13 protein-coding genes are annotated in these 17,884 nt (G+C 45.2%); 4 read left to right on the top strand and 9 right to left on the bottom strand.

The annotated features are described in order from the left end of the window. Positions 1–330: 330 nt before the first annotated feature. Entirely contained in the window at positions 331–2,859 is a 2,529-nt protein-coding gene (locus Q1A08_RS05130; RefSeq protein ID WP_299770476.1) for a serine/threonine-protein kinase, read from the top strand. A 35-nt stretch (positions 2,860–2,894) separates the two neighbouring features. Here the strand turns inward: Q1A08_RS05130 and Q1A08_RS05125 are convergent, their stop codons facing one another. The 4 genes from Q1A08_RS05125 to Q1A08_RS05110 form a co-directional block, all read right to left on the bottom strand. Beyond that, positions 2,895–3,374 carry a DP-EP family protein gene (locus Q1A08_RS05125; protein WP_299770474.1) on the bottom strand — a complete coding sequence of 160 codons (480 nt, stop codon included), beginning with the start codon at positions 3,372–3,374 and terminating at the stop codon, positions 2,895–2,897. Positions 3,375–3,508: 134 nt separating this feature from the next. Further along, positions 3,509–4,861, bottom strand: a complete 1,353-nt coding sequence (locus Q1A08_RS05120) for an HDOD domain-containing protein (RefSeq protein ID WP_299770472.1) — start codon at positions 4,859–4,861, stop codon at positions 3,509–3,511. 75 nt (positions 4,862–4,936) lie between these two features. Further along, positions 4,937–7,018, bottom strand: coding sequence for an ATP-dependent DNA helicase RecG (gene recG, locus Q1A08_RS05115; RefSeq protein WP_299770470.1), 2,082 nt, complete (start codon positions 7,016–7,018; stop codon positions 4,937–4,939). 5 nt (positions 7,019–7,023) lie between these two features. Further along, complete coding sequence (locus Q1A08_RS05110) at positions 7,024–7,953, bottom strand: hydrogen peroxide-inducible genes activator (RefSeq protein ID WP_299770469.1); 930 nt, start codon at positions 7,951–7,953, stop codon at positions 7,024–7,026. Between the two features lie 111 nt (positions 7,954–8,064). Here Q1A08_RS05110 and Q1A08_RS05105 point away from each other — a divergent pair, with 111 nt between their 5' ends. Both Q1A08_RS05105 and Q1A08_RS05100 read left to right on the top strand, forming a co-directional pair. Next, positions 8,065–8,934, top strand: a complete 870-nt coding sequence (locus Q1A08_RS05105) for an NAD-dependent epimerase/dehydratase family protein (protein ID WP_299770467.1) — start codon at positions 8,065–8,067, stop codon at positions 8,932–8,934. Positions 8,935–8,965: 31 nt separating this feature from the next. Further along, entirely contained in the window at positions 8,966–10,201 is a 1,236-nt protein-coding gene (locus Q1A08_RS05100) for a DUF418 domain-containing protein (protein WP_299770465.1), read from the top strand. Between the two features lie 78 nt (positions 10,202–10,279). Here the strand turns inward: Q1A08_RS05100 and Q1A08_RS05095 are convergent, their stop codons facing one another. Continuing rightward, on the bottom strand, positions 10,280–11,113 hold the full coding sequence (locus Q1A08_RS05095; protein ID WP_299770463.1) for a TauD/TfdA family dioxygenase: 834 nt from the start codon (positions 11,111–11,113) through the stop codon (positions 10,280–10,282). Positions 11,114–11,255: 142 nt separating this feature from the next. Between Q1A08_RS05095 and Q1A08_RS05090 the strand changes: the two genes are divergently transcribed. Further along, positions 11,256–12,260, top strand: coding sequence for an AraC family transcriptional regulator (locus Q1A08_RS05090; RefSeq protein ID WP_299770460.1), 1,005 nt, complete (start codon positions 11,256–11,258; stop codon positions 12,258–12,260). Here Q1A08_RS05090 and Q1A08_RS05085 read toward each other — a convergent pair. The 4 genes from Q1A08_RS05085 to Q1A08_RS05070 all read right to left on the bottom strand — a co-directional run bounded on the left by Q1A08_RS05085 (position 12,257) and on the right by Q1A08_RS05070 (position 17,870). Beyond that, positions 12,257–14,260: a prolyl oligopeptidase family serine peptidase gene (locus Q1A08_RS05085; RefSeq protein WP_299770458.1), complete on the bottom strand. Its 2,004-nt coding sequence runs from the start codon at positions 14,258–14,260 to the stop codon at positions 12,257–12,259. The two genes, Q1A08_RS05090 and Q1A08_RS05085, sit on opposite strands and share 4 nt — an antisense overlap. A gap of 662 nt (positions 14,261–14,922) precedes the next feature. Next, a complete protein-coding gene (locus Q1A08_RS05080; RefSeq protein WP_299770456.1) occupies positions 14,923–16,872 on the bottom strand; it encodes a prolyl oligopeptidase family serine peptidase in 1,950 nt (649 codons plus the stop codon). A gap of 2 nt (positions 16,873–16,874) precedes the next feature. Next, on the bottom strand, positions 16,875–17,414 hold the full coding sequence (locus tag Q1A08_RS05075; protein ID WP_299770454.1) for a hypothetical protein: 540 nt from the start codon (positions 17,412–17,414) through the stop codon (positions 16,875–16,877). Positions 17,415–17,486: 72 nt separating this feature from the next. Continuing rightward, a complete protein-coding gene (locus Q1A08_RS05070) occupies positions 17,487–17,870 on the bottom strand; it encodes a RidA family protein (RefSeq protein ID WP_299770452.1) in 384 nt (127 codons plus the stop codon). Positions 17,871–17,884 lie beyond the last annotated feature (14 nt).

The raw sequence follows: 17,884 nt of genomic DNA, 5'->3' as shown, positions 1-17,884 counted from the left end.
CTGTTGTTGCTAATTTCAGGGGTAATGTCATACGTCGAACCTGCATATTTGAATCGCTACTACCGCTCTATATTCATTTGACTAGTTGCGTTATATAAAGAGTGCAACAGGTATAGAACCCTACATTAGCAAGATTTATGAAAAGGGCTTGGCGTGGCTAGATAGCAATACGTTAACTGAAGCAAATGTTCGGCTCCCAATTTAGGCTATATATGTCGGTGTTTGTGATCAGGGTTTATAGTAAGATCAACTCTTCTGGCGTCTGTGGTGCTACAGTGCCTGAGTATTTAAAGTACATTTGTGTGAAATAACTCACAATAAGAAGAAACTATGAAGCACGCTGAGCAGCCTGAATATATTTCCCACTACAAAATTCTGAAAACCCTTGGCCGCGGTGGTATGGGGATCGTGTATCTGGCCGAAGATGGTCGTTTGAAACGCCAAGTGGCCATCAAATGTCTATACAAGCAGCAATCAGATGCTCTACTGGAGCGTTTGAAGAGGGAAGCAAAGGTCCTCGCTAAGTTGAACCATCCTAATGTTGTAAAGATTTACGATGTGGTCGATCAGGAAGACGGTTTTGCCTTGGTGATGGAATATGTGGGGGGAAGATCTCTTCGCCACTATTTAAAAGAGAATCACCTTAGCCAGCGGCAACAATTGGCATTGCTGGTGCAGATTCTCGATGGATTAGCCGCAGCACATAGCGAGGGTATTATTCATCGTGACTTAAAGCTGGATAACATCTTAATTGATGCGCACGGGCGCGCAAAAATTGGTGATTTTGGTATTGCTAAGCGTCAAAGTGGAGATACGGTTGAGCTGACCAAACACAATAATATTTCCGGTAGCTTGGCGGCGATGTCTCCCGAGCAAATTCGTGGTGACAAATTAACGCCGGCCAGTGATGTATTTTCTTTTGGTATTCTGGCATGGCAAATATTAAGGGACTGCCATCCTTTTGAAGCTGACAGTGACCTTTTAAAGGTCGAGAAAATTCTTAATTCAGCCGCCCCCTCATTGGCTGACCATTCGTTGCCTGTAGGTTTTAGTGAATACTTAGATCGGTGCCTAGAGAGAGACCCCAACAAGCGCCCAAGTGATATACCAGAGCTCATTCGAAACTTGAAGTCGTTTGCAGCACAATTGAGTGACGAAATAGAGGACCCTACCCTAACGGTTTATGGTAACCGTTTTAGATCAAGTTCTGATTATGGGCTCTGGTTTAAGCTGGCTGGTCTTTTAGGTGCTTTGCTGTTATTTGTCTTGGTGTGTACCGAAGTTTACCGATGGGCAAAACCCAAACCTAAAGCAGTTTATGTGGCTGTTTTACCGACAAAATTAACGGCTTCAGATGATCTCAATTATGATGATGTTAAAAAAACCGTTAACTACGCGCTTCAAGAAGGTGTTATCGATTTAGAGGGCAGCTTTTTAATTCCTACGCAAGAGGTGGAAGACTATCTTGGGGAGGAAGATCAGCTATTTTCAGCTTTGGGTGCAGATAGTGTTTTAAGTAGCGAGTTGGATTGTCGTAGCTTTCGATGCGATTTGAAACTTGCTCTAAAAGATTCCTCTGGAGAAGAGATTGAAAAGGAGGATCATATTGTTGATCCGAAGCTGCTGGAAGTTCATCGATTAACTCAGCTGAATCTGGCTGATTTGTTTCCAGGGCGCGATGGATTATTGGCACTGAGCGAGGTGATAAATGAGGTAGACTACAAAACCTATGTGGCCCTAAACTCTGTTGCACATGAGAGCGAAAGCGACTATGCCGAAATTTTTGACGATCTTCAGGTCCTCATATCTAAAGCCCCGAACTTCGAGCCACTTTATGAGTTGCTTATAAAAATTGGACTTGACAGATACTCAGAGACAAATGACTACAATCTGGTCGATGTTATATTTAGCTCTTTGGACGTTGCGGAAGAATCAAAGATCGATCGCGATAAGTTACGACTATTGCAAATAGAAGTATATGCAGAGTTAGGGCAACTGGATAAGGCTTTAGTAGAGTTAAAAAAACTAGAAAAAGGATTTGGTAATGCAAGGCAAATTCATGTTTTAAAGGGGCTTTACGAAGAAAAGAGGGAGAATTACAAAGAGGCAATTACACATTTCAAGGCAGCAAATGAACTTCGTCCGAGTGTACGCGCTTTAAGAGATGTGGCGATTAATTATTGGTATCTAGGCGATGTAGAGAAGGCTATTGAATCTTTAAATAGAGCTTTAGAAATTAATCCTAGAGACATGAGGGCGGGCTTGTCCCTGGCAACTTTTTATATGACCAGTGGAGATCTTGATAAGGCGGAGCAAATTTTTCTTAGCTTAGAGGCTAATTCTCAGGTTAGTTCGACAGCAGCTAACATCGGCCTTGTCTATATGCTTAAAAGGGACTATGAAAAAGCAGAAAAATACTTTTTACTGGCTGGTGAAAGAACTCTTAAAGAAGGAATTTGGAGGTTGAACTTAGCTGACAACTACCTATTACAGGGTGACTTAGAAGAGGCTAAGAAGAACTATTTGTCACTGATAAACACATTAGATTCTAAAAGAGATATTGATAGCTTGCCTTATTTGGCACAGGCTTATGTTCACACTGGTCAAACAAAAAAAGCTCTTGAAGCGCTTCATGGCGCAAAACGCATTTCCCCGAACAACTCAGACGTGCTCTATGCAGAAGCCATCATTTATATCAAACTGAGGGATTTCCCTTCAGCATTAATTGCCATTGAGAAGTCGATTGAATCTGGGGTTGGGAAAGTTTGGTACTTATTATCTTTATTCGATCCAATTTGTCAGGAAGAAGAATACCGGCCTAAATTTACCGAGCTTACTGAAAATCAATGTGGTAGATAATTCAGATCCCTCAAGAGATCTGAATTATTTACGTATTAACGTCGGATGGTAGTACCAGGGTCTGGTGACTGAAAGATAGTTGTTGTTCCGTCGTCTGAAACATGCGCTGCCACAAAAGAGAAGCCAATGGTCTCATCTAGGTTGCCGAGACTCTTAACGAATGAAGTCAACACCTTTCCATTACCGCTAATTTCCGAAGTAACATCATGTAACACATCCGCTGTGTTTGAGTCATTCTTGCAACTCTTAGTTCCACCCAAAGCAAAACGCCAACCGGGCTTGTTCATAGTGACAACCAAAACACAGGTTTCAGATTGGCGTTGTAGCCAGTTTGAGTTTTTACTAAAAACAATATCTAGGTTTTCAATCTCCTGCGTGTTTCCATCGCCATCGATTGTTTTAAAATGCCAAGTACCTGGCTTGCCATTTTGGGGGAGATTAGGTTCTAAAACGAAATATTGAATGCTACCTTGGCCTTGAGGTACATCAATGGTTAGGCTGTCTGATACAGACATAGCAGTCTCCTTTTTGCTGTTGTAAAAATTTTGGGAGCAGCAGGGAGCCTACTTAGACGGCTTCCCTGCGGCCATTACGAGTTATTACAGCCCCTTACAGTGGGCTGTAATAATTTGAGGAATAGTTATAGTTTTTAACAAAGCTCTTTCACTATTGAGAGCAGCTCGTCTTTTGATTCGGCGATGCTTTCAACGGCTTCTTCGATTTGTTCTCGCGATAAGTGCAGCTCTTTTAATAAGCTGTCCTCAACCGGCAAGTTAGGGCCGTGGATAAGATTCTGTTTACACAGCATGGCTCTAGCGACATACACCAATTGAGCGTAAACAATTTGCTCATCTTCGGCTTGTGGCATGCCTTGTAAGCGTAAAGCGGCGACCACTTCAGGTGGCATATTCCATAAATCCATCAGCCAAGAGCTCAGCTGATCACGGCTGATTTTCAATACGTGGCGGTCAACGGCTTGATAAGGAATGTGTGGGTTGGCTTCTTGTAGGCGGCAAATGTCGCTGTAGTGAGGTGAAAATACTTCAGCCATTACCAGTGTGCCAAAGTTGCTGAGCAATCCTGACAAATAAGACATGCCAAAGCCAGGTCGATGCTCTCTCGGGATCTTGGTGACTAAGGCCTCGACCATGGCCGCGGTAAATACAGACTGATGCCAATAATGAGTAGAACCAGCAGGCCCTTCTTGGGGCATGTTTAAGGTTTTTCCAAGCGCAAGGCCAAGTGCTAGGTTTAACACCATATCAAAGCCTAAAACTCTGACTATGGCATCGTGAATCGATTTAATTTTTCCGGGTGCTGAGTAGTAGGGTGAGCTGGCCCAGCTGACTACCTGTGCCGCTAAGCTTGGGTCCATCTCGACGATACTGGCTAGATCGGAGATGTCGGCATTAGGGTCTACCCGTAAATTGATAATGCGCTGAGCTGTTTCAGGCAGCGAAGGCAGTTCAAGTGTTTCTTCTAAACGCTGCTCGATGCGTCGCTTGGTAAAAGACTGCACGGATTGAGTTATTGCCGCTGCATCATCGACTAGAGCATCTGCGCTTATCGGCAAGCTTATATCACCAATTTCGGCATCGTTCATGGCCAATTTGAAATCGGAGGTGCTGACGGCCAAAACTTCACCTAGGCTGCCAGAAGCTAGCAATAGCTGATCGGTTTGCAGCAAGCTGGCATCAACGATAGTGGGCATTCCAGCGAGCTTTGGTAGTGCTGGAATATTCTGCAGCTTGTATTTATCGAACAGTAACTGCAGCTCCTTTTGCTTGGTAGCGCGTAGATCTCGACCTAATATCTCATTGACGAGGCGAAGGTCTAACAATCGATCGGCTGGCAGGAGTGCTTGCAGCTGGCCAAGATTATCCTGCAAGATAGTGGCGCGCACTCGGCGACCGCTACCTGGGGGGAATTTGGCGCTAGCAATTTGATAGCCGATATTTTGAGTGTCCAGTTGTTCCATAACACTGGTAGGTACGCTAGACAATCTGACCTCCTTACGTCGTTGTGCAAAGCTGGCTTAGTAATGCATAGCCTGTCTTTAGATTTCGGCCTAAGTCCCTTAAACCTGAGCATATTCTTCAACTTGGCCTAACCATCGTTGAATAATGGGATCTATCAGCTCGGGGTGCTCGGCGCTAATTGCCCTGGCTGTGTCGCGAATTCTCTTAATTAAGTTAGCATCTCGTTGTAAATCTGCCAGTTTAAACTGCATTTCACCGGTCTGTTTTGTGCCGAGAACTTCGCCCGGGCCCCTTAACTCCAAATCACGTTCTGCAATCTTAAAGCCATCATTGGTTTCGCGCATAGCGCTGAGTCGTGCGCGGCCATATTCTGAAAGTGGTTGCCCATACAACAGTACACAGTGGCTGGCCGTGCTACCACGGCCAACTCGGCCGCGCAGCTGGTGTAATTGGGCCAAGCCGAGGCGCTCTGGGTTTTCAATGATCATTAGGCTGGCATTAGGAACATCAACACCCACCTCAATTACGGTGGTGGCCACCAGCACCTTAATCTCCCCAGCTTTGAACTGAGCCATTACCGTTTCTTTTTCGCTAGGCTTTAGGCGCCCATGAATTAGCCCGACGGCTAAACCACTGAGTTGCTGCTGAAGATCGTTGGCGGTAACTTCCGCGGCCTGTGCTTCCAGGGCTTCTGACTCTTCAATTAAGGTGCACACCCAATAGGCTTGCCGCCCTTCTGAACATGCGGATTTGACTCGGTCGATCACTTGCTGACGCCGCTCATTGGCTACTAGGGCTGTGCTGACTGGGCTACGCCCGGGCGGCAGCTCATCAATCACCGAGATATCGAGATCGGCGTATGCACTCATGGCCAAGGTTCGTGGTATCGGAGTTGCGGTCATCACTAGCTGGTGGGGGCGGCCTATACCGTGTTGCCCTTTGGCTCTTAAGGCCATGCGCTGATGCACGCCAAAGCGGTGTTGCTCGTCAATAATCACCAGGCCTAAATCCGCAAATTCGACCTCGTTCTGGAATAGTGCATGGGTGCCGACAATGAGTTGGTTTTCACCGCTTACTGTGGCGGCTAGCTGTTCTTTGCGGGTGCTGGCTTTCTGCTTTCCGTTCAGGTGCCCTACTGTTACCCCTAAAGGTTCGAACCAGTGGCTAAAGTTTTGCCGATGCTGCTCGGCTAAGATTTCTGTCGGTGCCATAAGAGCAACTTGGTAGCCATTGGCAATTGCTTGCAGAGCCGCTGCCGCTGCAACCAAGGTTTTACCCGAGCCAACATCACCTTGCACTAAGCGGAGCATTGGCACGGGTTTATTAATGTCGTGGCTGATCTCTTGAATTACACGCTCTTGTGCCCCGGTTGGCTTAAAGCTTAGGCTGCTTAGGAAGCGTTCATGGCTTAATTCGTTGTCAGGGAGTCTTGGGGCTTGGCTAGATTGAATCTTGTCTCGTACGCGCAGCAGGCTTAGGTTATGGGCGAGTAGCTCTTCAAAGGCAAGACGTTGCTGGTACGGGTGCAGGCCGTCCATGAGTAAATCTACGGCGGCGTCTACCGGCGGCTGGTGCAGATATTGAAGCGCTTCGGCTAAGCTGATATCGGCATTGCTGCTTGGCAATAGCTCCGGCACATTTTGTTTGTTTACTTGCGGTAATAGCTGGCTGATTAGGCCTCTTAATCGAGATTGGGTAATACCTTCGCCAACCGGGTAAACCGGGGTTAGGCTGTCCGGTAATACGAGTTGAGACTGCTCATCGTAGAACTCGTACTCAGGGTGATACATCTCCAAACCCGAGGAGCCTCGGCGCGCTTCACCATAGCAGCGCACATGGCTACCGGGGGTGAGCTTAGCCTTTTGGCTACCAGAGAAATGATAGAAGCGCAGGGTTAATGTGCCGGTGCCGTCTTGCAGGCGGCACATTAGGCTTCGTCGCCGTCCATAAACTACGTCGCTGGCTTTGATAATGCCTTGAATTACAGCGTTCTGGCCAGGTTGAAGGGCTCCGATAGGGGTGATTTTAGTGCGATCCAAATAGCGGCTGGGCAAATGGAACAGCAGATCTTGCAGGGTGTAGATATGCAGCCGGGCCAGTTTTTCGGCCAGTTGCTTGCCTACACCTTTTAGTGCCGTGATATCGATTTGGGCGAGGCTAGGTAAAGCCTTCTCACTCATCGCCTTTAGCGCTCCAGAATTGTGCAAATGCCATGACCATCACAGATGGCACTGCGCAAGGCATCAATAGCTTGATGGCGCGGAAAGCTCGCACGCCATGCAAGCCCAACGGTCCTAGTGGGTGCTGGGTCGGCGAATGGTCTTGTGGTTAATACGCCGGGTGCATAATAGCTGGTCCCAGCCGCTGATTGCGGTAGTACCGTAATGCCTAACCCAGAGGCAACCATATGGCGTAAGGTTTCCAGCGAGCTACCTTCGGTGGCCGCTTGTAGAGTATTACTGCTGTTATCGAATTTGGCTTGCAAGTTGGGGCAAGCTTCCAATATTTGATCGCGGAAACAGTGGCCCTCGCCAAGCAATAAAACATTATATTCGTCTAGGTCACTGGGCTCGATATGAGTCTTTTCCGTGAGTGGGTGGTCGGTAGGCAGCAGAACTTCGAATGGCTCGTCATAGAGCGCTTGGGTGACTACATCGGCCTCGGTAAAAGGTAGCGCTACGATGATGACATCCAACTCGCCATTACGTAAGCGATGGCGCAAGGTGGCGGTGTACCCTTCTTCGATATACAGCGGCATCTGCTTTGCACTGCGCTGCAGCTCGGGAATAAAGTGCGGGAACAGATAGGGCCCGATGGTAAAAATTGCGCCAATCTTTAGCGGGCTGGCCAACTGATCTTTACCGGCTGTAGCAAGATCTTTAATGGCCGCGGTTTGCTCAAGGGCTATTTGTGCCTGGGCGACGATTTTCTCACCCAAAGGTGTTGGGTGGACTCGGGTCTTGCTGCGCTCAAATAAGGCAACATCTAACTCTTCTTCAAGTTTCTTTACTGCGATACTCAAGGTGGGTTGTGATACAAAGCAGCGTTCGGCAGCGCGCCCGAAGTGTTCTTCTTGCGCTAAGGTCACAATGTAGCGAAGTTCGGTTAAAGTCATGATTAAATCTCGCAGCAAACAAATAGATGATTTAGAATTTAACTATTAATGGTTTAAAGTCAATAGCTTTGTTTAAAGCACCGCAATTGATTCTGCATTCTTGGAACTAAAATGAAAGAAACTCCTGAGCCTATTCGCCTCGCCGTGCTTGGCTGTGGCGATATTGGTCTACGTCTCATCAATAAGCTGCAAGGCCAAGCCCGTGGTTATGCTTTCAGCCGCAGCCCAAAGAATTTACCTGATGGCTTTGAATGGCATCAGGCTGATGCTGGAGATGTGCATAGCTATGGCCGGCACCTTGCAGCGCTTGATGTGCTGCTAATTACGCTTACCCCAGCAGATCGAGGAGATGAAGCTTATCGCTTGGCTTATGTAGAGCCTATACGCCAATTGGTGGAATATGCATCAGCTCTTGATCGATGCCCGCTACTGTTGTTTGTTTCGAGTACTGCCGTTTACGGGCAAGATGAAACAACAACACTGGATGATGATTCAGTGGCTGTGCCTACAAGGTATAACGGTATACGAATGCTGGAGGCAGAGAATTTATTGGCGAGCAGTGGTTTGCCTCACTGTTGTGTGCGCTTTTCGGGTATTTATGGCCTGGAACGCAAGCGCTTATTCTCAAAACTCGTGCAAGAAGTACGTGAACAGAAAAATTACACAGATAATGATGCCCACTGGGGCAACCGTATTCATATTGAAGATTGTGTGGCAGTGCTAGAGCATGTATTAAAGATGCCGAATGCGCAGCGTGAGGCCATGTATTTAGCCAGCGATACCGAGCCATCTTTGCGTGGAAATATTAAGAGCTATTTAACGTCCTTATTACCCTCAGAGTTGCCGGCGACATACAGCTGCAATTCGGCCACAGGTAAAAAACTCTTTCCAAAACGCTTATTAGCCTCGTCATATGAGTTTAAATACCCAAGTTATCGCGAGGGTTATCAAGCTCAGCTTGAAGAGTACTTAGCACCTTAAAAATAAGCCCACACCTAAAAAGGAAGTTTTAGTGAGTAACAGCATTCGCCTGAGTGAAAGAATAAGCAGTATCGATACTATTCGAGGTTTTGCCTTACTAGGCCTTTTGACAATGAACCTAGTGGGCATGTCGATGCCGATGGCTGCGTATTTAAGCCCTCTGGCTTTTCGGGCGGACGAGCCGCTCAATGATGTTATCTTTTCGGTGTTTTTTATTTTTGCTGACCAAAAATTTATGGGAATGTTTTCGCTATTATTTGGGGCGAGCATTTTGCTGCTGATTGAAAGGTTACAGGCGAAGGGTGAAAAAACACTGGGCTTACATTATCGCCGTAACTTTGTGTTGCTGTTGATTGGCCTACTACATGCCGCATTTTTGTGGGAAGGCGATGTGCTCATGATTTATGGTTTTTGTGCTCTATTGCTATACCCCTTGCACAAAAGCTCCCCCTGGGTGTTGGCCACTATTGCTTTTGTTCTACTGGCTGCGGCGACCTATAGCGCAGGGGGAATAAATGAAACAATGGTGCATATGGATGCTGAAGCGCTGGCTAATATCAAAGCCTACCTTCGCCCTACTGCTGAGGTTATTGCCGAGCTAAAACAGAATTACTCGGGAAGCTTTCAGGAAGTTTCAGATTATCGCTTAGGCTTAGATGAAGAAGATGTTGCAGGCACTATAGAAATTGATTTGATCATTGTGCTTTCTAGCTTTTATCGTGCACTCGGCATGATGTGCCTTGGGATGGCGCTTTATAAATGGCAGTATTTGCAAGGCAAATTGGCGCTTGCTACCTATAAAAAAGTATCTATAGCCGGGCTGGCTGTTGGTTTGCCTTTGGCCTTAATGGCTTGGTACTTGGGGCAATCAACGTCATGGAGTGTGGAAAGTTACTTTGCCTATTGGGGCATTATGCCGCTCAATATTTTGGCTTCAGTAGCTTTGGTGATGGCTTATGTTTCCGCAATTATCTTGCTGTGTCGATATCAGTGGGCTATGCCTTTTCAGAAGAGGGTTCAGGCGCTGGGTCAAACCGCTTTAAGCAATTACTTGCTGCAGTCTTTAATAGGAACCACGATAATGTACGGCTATGGTTTCGGCATGTGGGGTGAACTTGCTCGTTGGCAGTTGGTATTGCTGATGCTTGCTATCTGGTCGCTACAACTTTACTTGGCGCCGCTATGGTTACGTTACTTCCGTCAGGGCCCGGTGGAATATATTTGGCGATGTTTAAGTTATTTATCTATCCCAGCTATACGTCGATAGATGATGTTTCAAGTTTGGCTGGTTCATTGTACCAGCCAAACTTGAATATTTGATAAGATTGAAAACAGAAAAGGCTAGCTAGTTAACTACCACACGGTGCAAAATTCTCTCGTGTCCTTCGTAGCCACCGTTGGCTTTGTGTAGCACAGATCGGTTGTCCCATATAACAAGCATGCCAGCTTCCCACTCATGGCTGTACTGAAATTCTGCTCGAGTTTGCCAGTTATATAAATCTTCCATGAGTTTCTGTTCTTCCTCTGGATTAGTGTCTTCGATTCCCACAATGTAGCCAAAGATAGTACCGAATACCCCTTCTTTACCGCTTTCTGGATGCTTACGAATTATGGGGTGAGTCTCCACATCATAGGCATCTTCGGAATAGAGGATCTTCATACCCCGCTTGGCATCTTTTTCACGTTCGCCATATAAACCATCTGGAGCATAGGCCAATTTGGCGGAATGCTGAGCAATCTTACCTTCAAGGCGTTCGCGCAAATCAGCCGGCATATCCTCTAGTACTTTGTGTAGGTTAATGAAGTCTGTATTGCCGCCCACCGGAGGAATTTTCAAACCGTATAATATAGTGCCCGCTGGAGGTTCAGCTCGAAAGCTCCAATCACTGTGCCAGGCATCTGCAAAAATAGGTGTGGTTTCGTCGGCTGCTCTGCGTAACTCCGCAACGTATTTGCGGCCTTCAATGGGAGGGAAATAGGGGTCGCCCGCAAAGCTGCCAAAGTATTGGCTAAAACGCTCTAAATCGTCGTCGCTTAGCTCTTGCTTTGGAAATACAAGAACATGATGTTCTAGCCAAGCTGCCCGTAATTGTTCGACTTGTTCTTGGCTTAATTCCTGGCTGAGGTCCAACCCTTCTACGCTTGCTCCACAAGCGCCATTGGATTTAGTGATCTTCATGCTTGTTCCTGTTTATTGTTATTAAGTGGCTTCTATTGTTGCCAAAAACTTTCGAAAATCCATTGACAGCTAATGTACATAATTGACATTTTGCGACTAAAATACAGGCGTAATAAGTAATTTACGGCCTAGAGGTAAATCAGTGCGACATTCCCATATCAACAGCTTGTGGATCAAGGGTATCCTGGCGAGCTTTGAGCAGCTTGGGCTTCCTATGGCTAAACTGCTTGATGGCCTATACTCGAAGAACCTCCTGCCCGAAGATCAGCTGGGCGCTTTGGAATTAGGGGCAGCGCGCACTTTGTGGCACCGAGCTGAAAAACTCACAAATATGCAAAGCCTGGGGGTGCATATTGGAATGCTGCAAAGTGTTAGGGCCAGTGGGGTGCTGATGCCTATTTGCCTTCATAGCCCAACCCCCTTAAAAGCATTTGAACATATCGCCAAGTTCCAGGGTTTAATCAGTGATAATGGTATCTATAGAATTAGAACAGAAGCGCAAGAGGGGCTGATATCCTGCGATTACATCCCCAGCGCACATAGCGTCCCTTCAAATAGGCAGCAGCTGCTTTCCATTCTCACCGGGACGGTAATGTTACTACGAGCGATCAGTCCTGAAGATCCAGTTTTGGCCATTGAAGTTCAAAACGATCTCGCTCTGGATGATATAGCAGAGTTGTTGCAGCTCAGTGTGCAGCCTGCTGGAGAGTATCCTTCCATCAAACTAAGCATGGAGAAAATGCAAGTAGCGATCGAGGGGCGTGATGAACACCTCTATGAAATCAACTTGGCTTACGCTGAAGGGATGGTGCGGGCAAAATTAGAGAGCCAGTCTATCAGGGAGCAAGTAAAGCAGTTGATTGAGCAGAAAGCGCCTGCAGAAGTTAACCTTGAACAGGTGGCTGAAAGGCTTGGGGTACATAAGCGAGTACTGCAACGCTCATTAGCGGAACAGGGGAGTAGCTTTAGACAATTAAAAGAGGGCCTATTGAAAGAAACAGCTCTTAAGCTTTTAGTCACAGAACGGCAAGAAATATCAATGATTGCTCAAGAGTTGGGATACTCAGAAGTCAGCGCTTTTCAGCGGGCGTTTAAATCGTGGTTTGGGGTCAGTCCAAAGCGGTTTCGAGATGCAGCGGTTACTTAATTTAGGCTTTCATAGTCCTCCGCAGTGGGTAATTTTTCGAGTACAGGCTTTGCCGCTAAAGGTTTAGCGGCCGGTAAGTTTAAGTGTTTTCTAAAGAAATCATCGAGATGAGAATATAGTTCGTAGTAACTCTGTAGTCGGCTAAACCCATGAACTTCTTCAGGGAGAAGAAGGTATTGGGCCTCCTTATCGTGCTCTTCAAGTACATGGCGCATGCGATAAAAATGTTCTTTATCTACGACTCTGTCTAATTCTCCCTGAGCGAGAAAGATGGGAACTTGCAGTTTTTCGGCGAGATAGACGGGTGAATGTTTAGCTAGCTCTTCTTGCTGCTGCTGTGGGTCTCCAACAAAGTCTTTTCGCCACTTTAAGATACTTTCAGAGTTATTAGCATCATTGTTATACATCAAACTGATATCCGTGACGCCTACATAAGAAGCAGCACACTTAAAGAGTTCTGGTGAGCGAATTGCACTCATTAACGCAGAGTAGCCGCCATAACTGCTACCATATATACAAACTTTGTCACCATTGACTAGCCCTTGATGAATCACTTCACGAACTGCCGATTCGATATCATCTTCGATTAACTTTCCCCATTGTTGCTTCCCAGCTTCGATAAACTTTTGGCCGTAACCAGATGAGCCTCTAAAATTGGGGCGTAAAACAGCGTATCCTAAGCTGGCAAGGAACTGCACGTGAGGGTCGTAATCGGCCGACGATCGAACGGAAATCGGCCCTCCATGAGGCATCACAATTAAAGGAGCCTTAACTTTTTTATAATTTGCTGGCAGGGTTAGGTAGCTTTCTATCTCTAGCCCGTCACTGGACTTGGAACTGATAGCTAAAGTGTCGCCGAGCTGAAACTGGCTGAGCCATGGCTGTGTGTCAGCAAACTCAGTTAGCTCCCATTTCCTGGTGTCAAATAGATAAAATATCCCGGGGTTTTTGCCATCTCTTTTTAAAGCAATAACTATCTTGTCATTTAAGCTGCTATCTACAACCCAGATGTTGGGGGTGTTGAGATCTCGCTTTAAACTCTCACTGAGAAAGTCCCCCAGCTCATTCATATAGTGTCGCCGATGATTGCCATCTTGGGTATAACTTGCAAACAGAATTCCATCGCGCTTTTTATTGAGCTCGACTGATTCGATATCATAGCCCGGAATCCTCAGTAAAACGTCCGTAAAACTCTGACTGGCTATATCAAATTTCAAAAGTTCTACAAAATCTCTATCATGATTACTTAACACCATAAGTTGGTCATTTTTGTCATCAAACAGGATCGGTCTGAACGTGCTATGCTTTTTCCCTTTCCAGATTAGTTTCCAACGTTTACTTTCATCGGGGCGGAACCAGACCATTGTGGCCCGGTGCCGGGGTGAGGAAAATCCAACACGAAGCTTTCCGGAGGTATCGCTTAGCCAGTGTTCTGCATTTGGTGCGAGTCGATTCAGCTTGTAACGGTTGCGAAGTTGTCCGCTAATGTTTCGAGCTGATAAATTTAAGTTGTACAGATAAGATTTTTTTTCAAGAAACTGCTTTACCAATACCCTGTCTTCTTTGTACGGAAGTGTGTCTACGACTATGGCATCAGTAATTAATGGGCGCTGATAAATGTCATTAAGTCGATTGTCAATAAAGTTAAGGGAAAGCTGTGACAGTGACTGCTGATAGCTTTCATTGGTTTTATTGATAACAATGGTGTCGTTATCTATCCAGTTGTAGTGATTTATTTCACCTGTGCTATCGTTCAATAGGATTTGTAAGCTGTCTTCTTGAAGGTTCAATAACATCAAACGTTGGCCTTCATCTAGCCGTTCTATATAGGTAATTAAAGACCCTTCTGGATTGCTGTCTATAGAATAGTAAAGTGAGCTTTGAAATATATCTTTGGCGTGTTGATAGACAGTGCTGTTGGCATGATTTGCCTGTGCGGAGTGAAATTTACAAGAAAGCACAAAGAAAATTAAAATGCCGAAAGCAGTACATTTATTCATTTCCGGTGAGCCGCCTATTCTCTAATTAGTAAATCTAAAAAAGGATCAGGATAGGACCCTGTAAAAGTTAAAGGGTATTTTTTGCTTATAAGTTCGCAGCATTCCTTTAGGTACTTGTAAGCTCGGCTGCTTCGATTGCGAAAGTTAAAATCAGTGTGCTGATCACTATACATTTCGCTGATTAAATGCCCCGCATAAGATGTTTGATTTTCTTGAACATCAATGTAGTAGTCGAAACTAAGAATTTCCCAGTAAGCAGAGCTTTTTTCTTCGTCGCTATAAACTTGACTGTAGTAATAACGCCCAATGGGTACTTCAAGTATTCGGTAATTATCGCCAATTTTAAGTTTGTCAATGCTGAGGCTCGAAAATACCTTTGGGCCCTTTAACAGAATTTTCTTCGGAGGTGTTCCGAGTGACTCTACCGCTAGTAACAAGTAGCCATGCCCGTTTTTGAGGGTAGCTTCGGGGGTAAGCCGTTGTGCTTCGAGGTCTGAGCTTAGTGCTGCTCCCAAAAGGGCTAGGCTAAATATGGTCTTGCATAAAGATATCATTAGGGCCGGTTAAGCAGTGACAGAAGCCTTGAGTTTACCGCGATATCTTTACAGGGGCAATTTACCTGTTGAGGCGGCTGTAGGCCCCGTATGGGGCCGTTGGAAGGGCTACTTTTGAAGCACGACAGGCTCAGGCAGATTTAGACTTTTCCGGAAAAATGTATCCAGAGAGCTGTATAGCTGCTCATAGCTTTCTAAGTACTTAAAGCCATGTCCTTCTTTTTCCAAGAAGAGTGTTGTGGCTGAGTTTCCAGCCTTAACAAGCTCTGACTTCATTCTATAGTAGTGCTCAATATCAACAACATCGTCTCGCAAGCTATGTGCTAGAAATACCGGCTGCTTTAGCTGCTTTGCTAAATATACTGGCGAGCGTTGCAATAAGTCGGCCTGCTGTTTTCTATGGTCCCCATAATACTTTTTAATCCATTGTAGGTTTCCTTCCCCTAAGGAGCGAAAATCGTTTTCAAGCATTAGGTTGATATCAGTTACGCCGACATACGATGCGGCGCATTTGTAAATATCTGGTCGGCGAATCGCGCTTATCAGTGCTGAATAGCCTCCATAACTGGCGCCATAGATGCAAATTTTGTTAGTGTCGATTAAGCCGCTATCGATTACGGCTTGGGTAGCAGAGTCAATATCATCTTCAATTAGTTTGCCCCACTGTTGTTTTGCGGCTTCTTTAAACTCTTTACCATAACCAGCAGACCCGCGGTAATTAGGGTGCAAGACAGCGTAACCTAGACTGGCTAGGTATTGAGTTTGCATACTGAACTCTCTGTTTGAGCGGACATTAACGGGCCCTCCATGTGGAACAACGATCAATGGTGGCTTGCTTTCTTTGCTATTTGCAGGAAGAGTTAAGAAGCTTTCGATTTCCAATCCGTCACTGGAAGTGGATGTTATTCTTTCACTCTTGCCCAATTGAAACTTTGACATCCAAGGCTTGGTCTCAGTTAAAATGCTGAGTTGAACCCTGTCGGACTCAAACAAGTAATAAACACCAGCTTGGCGGCTGTTAGTTTTCAAGGCTAAGACGGTTGAGTTGTCAATACTCTTATCGACCACCCAAAAATCTCGAGCATTTAAGTTTTTATTTAAGTGTTTCTTTATGAAACTACCAAGATCGGTAAAGTATTTTTGCCTAACTATTCCGTTTTCAGTGTAGGAGGCGTAAAGGATGTTGTCTCTTTGCTGATTACGAACGACATTGTCGATATCTCTACCTTCGACTTTAAACACTGTTTCGCCGAAAGTTTTGTCTGCCAAATTGAACTTGGTGAGCTCTATAAAGTTCTTTTCGTGATTGTTAAGAACTAGTAATTGATTTTTATCTTCAAGAAATAATACAGGCTTGAATCGGGCTTCTTTTGTCTTGTTCCAAATTTCGACCCAGCGACCCTTCTTAGGCTCCTTGTACCATACTATGTTTTTACCTTCTTTTATTGCCTGCATTACCTGAAGCTGACCGTTTGAATTGAACAGCCAGCTATCTGCATCTGGGGCCAGTCGATTCAATTTCTTTTTTCCGCCTAGCTGACTACTGGTGTTTTTCGCAGATAAATCTATTTTGTAAATATTGGGGTAGCGCTCACCGACACTAAAGTAGGCTATAGCTATTTTATCTTGTAAATTGCTCAGTGGATCAAGTAGGTAAGCGTTATCGAGAATTAACTTTTGCTCAACTTCTTTTAGGAGCCCGTCGCTGTATATAAAGTCAAATTTGTAGAGTGATTGACTGTGCTCCTGATAACGGACAGTCAACACCATAGTGTCTTGGTCAATCCAGTCGTAGCTTATTACTCTGTCGAGCTTATCAACATACACGATTTGCATATTGTTGCTGTCTAAATCGAGTAGGCTAAGTTTCTTATCTCCGTTTTTGTCATGTTCAAAAAAGCTAACTCGCCTTCCGCTTGGATCGATTTTGGGTGACGAATACTGAGGATTTTGGAAAAACACCTGTGCATGCTTATGGGATACAGAAAGCTCTTTTTGTTCGCTAGCATGCGCTACAAGGCACAAGCACAAAAGGAAAACGGCAAATATATTTTTCATGCTTAGTTGCTCCCTTTTTCTTGTGCGAATTTTAGGTAAGGGTCTGAGACCAAGCCGGTGTAATCCAGTTTGTATGAATTGAGTAGCTCGGAGCAGCAATTTGATAAGTACTCTAAGGCTAGGCTAGAGCGGTTTTTCATTCTAAAGTGGGCAATATCACCAAAGCCCAGCTCAGTGATCAAGTGCCCGCCATAATTAATCACTCCAGGCTTCACTGTAATAGTGTGCTCTTGATCTTCTATATTCCAATAAGCATCTTTTAGCAGTTTATTTTGATAGATCTTGCTAAATGTATATTTTCCTGGAGCTACACTGATTAATTTGTATTGATCCCCGGGGATAATATCGGTCATGCTTTCGCTTGATAATAGGCCGTCACCTTTGAGCATTATTTTGTGGGGCACGACATCGTGTACATGTACGGCGAGCAATAAATACGCTTCATTGCTGCCAAGATTCGGTACGATTTCTGAGCTGGTGGAATTATTTGAGTAGGTGAGCAATATACTTGTTAGAACAAGACATAACTTCTGTGCAGACATAAAACATCCTTATTGTGTAAAACAGCAGGAAAGCTTGCTTGGAGCACTAGACTTCCCTGTCCAGAGAAATACTTATACGACTAAAATGCCATCAGCTTCGATCAAAGAATCTTTTGGTAGCTGGCTAATGCCGATAGCTGCACGCGCTGGGTAGGGCTGTTCAAAATACTGTGCCATCACTTCGTTTACGATTGGGAAGTTGCCCAAGTCTGTAAGGTAGATATTTAGCTTAACAATTTGCTGAATGCTGCCGCCAGAAGCTTCGCATACTGCGGATAGGTTTTTAAAAACCTGATGCGCTTGGGCTTCAAAATCACCCTCTACCAAAGTCATGGTTTCGGGGATCAACGGGATTTGGCCTGATAGGTAAACGGTGTTGTTAACCTTTACGGCTTGCGAGTATGTGCCGATTGCTGAAGGCGCGTTACTGGTTTCTACAATAGAACGATTTGGCATGGTCTTTCTCAAAT

This window comes from uncultured Pseudoteredinibacter sp. (assembly GCF_947500695.1).
Classification (GTDB): domain Bacteria; phylum Pseudomonadota; class Gammaproteobacteria; order Pseudomonadales; family Cellvibrionaceae; genus Pseudoteredinibacter.
The sequence above is the reverse complement of the archived record's forward strand: the minus strand, read 5'-3'. Positions and strand labels throughout refer to the sequence as shown.

Excerpts from the sequence above, each read along its gene's own strand:
- Q1A08_RS05130 (WP_299770476.1), top strand. The coding sequence starts at position 331 with ATGAAGCACGCTGAGCAGCCTGAATATATTTCCCACTACAAAATTCTG.
- Q1A08_RS05125 (WP_299770474.1), bottom strand. The coding sequence starts at position 3,374 with ATGTCTGTATCAGACAGCCTAACCATTGATGTACCTCAAGGCCAAGGT.
- recG (WP_299770470.1), bottom strand. The coding sequence starts at position 7,018 with ATGAGTGAGAAGGCTTTACCTAGCCTCGCCCAAATCGATATCACGGCA.
- Q1A08_RS05110 (WP_299770469.1), bottom strand. The coding sequence starts at position 7,953 with ATGACTTTAACCGAACTTCGCTACATTGTGACCTTAGCGCAAGAAGAA.
- Q1A08_RS05105 (WP_299770467.1), top strand. The coding sequence starts at position 8,065 with ATGAAAGAAACTCCTGAGCCTATTCGCCTCGCCGTGCTTGGCTGTGGC.
- Q1A08_RS05095 (WP_299770463.1), bottom strand. The coding sequence starts at position 11,113 with ATGAAGATCACTAAATCCAATGGCGCTTGTGGAGCAAGCGTAGAAGGG.
- Q1A08_RS05085 (WP_299770458.1), bottom strand. The coding sequence starts at position 14,260 with ATGAATAAATGTACTGCTTTCGGCATTTTAATTTTCTTTGTGCTTTCT.
- Q1A08_RS05080 (WP_299770456.1), bottom strand. The coding sequence starts at position 16,872 with ATGAAAAATATATTTGCCGTTTTCCTTTTGTGCTTGTGCCTTGTAGCG.
- Q1A08_RS05075 (WP_299770454.1), bottom strand. The coding sequence starts at position 17,414 with ATGTCTGCACAGAAGTTATGTCTTGTTCTAACAAGTATATTGCTCACC.
- Q1A08_RS05070 (WP_299770452.1), bottom strand. The coding sequence starts at position 17,870 with ATGCCAAATCGTTCTATTGTAGAAACCAGTAACGCGCCTTCAGCAATC.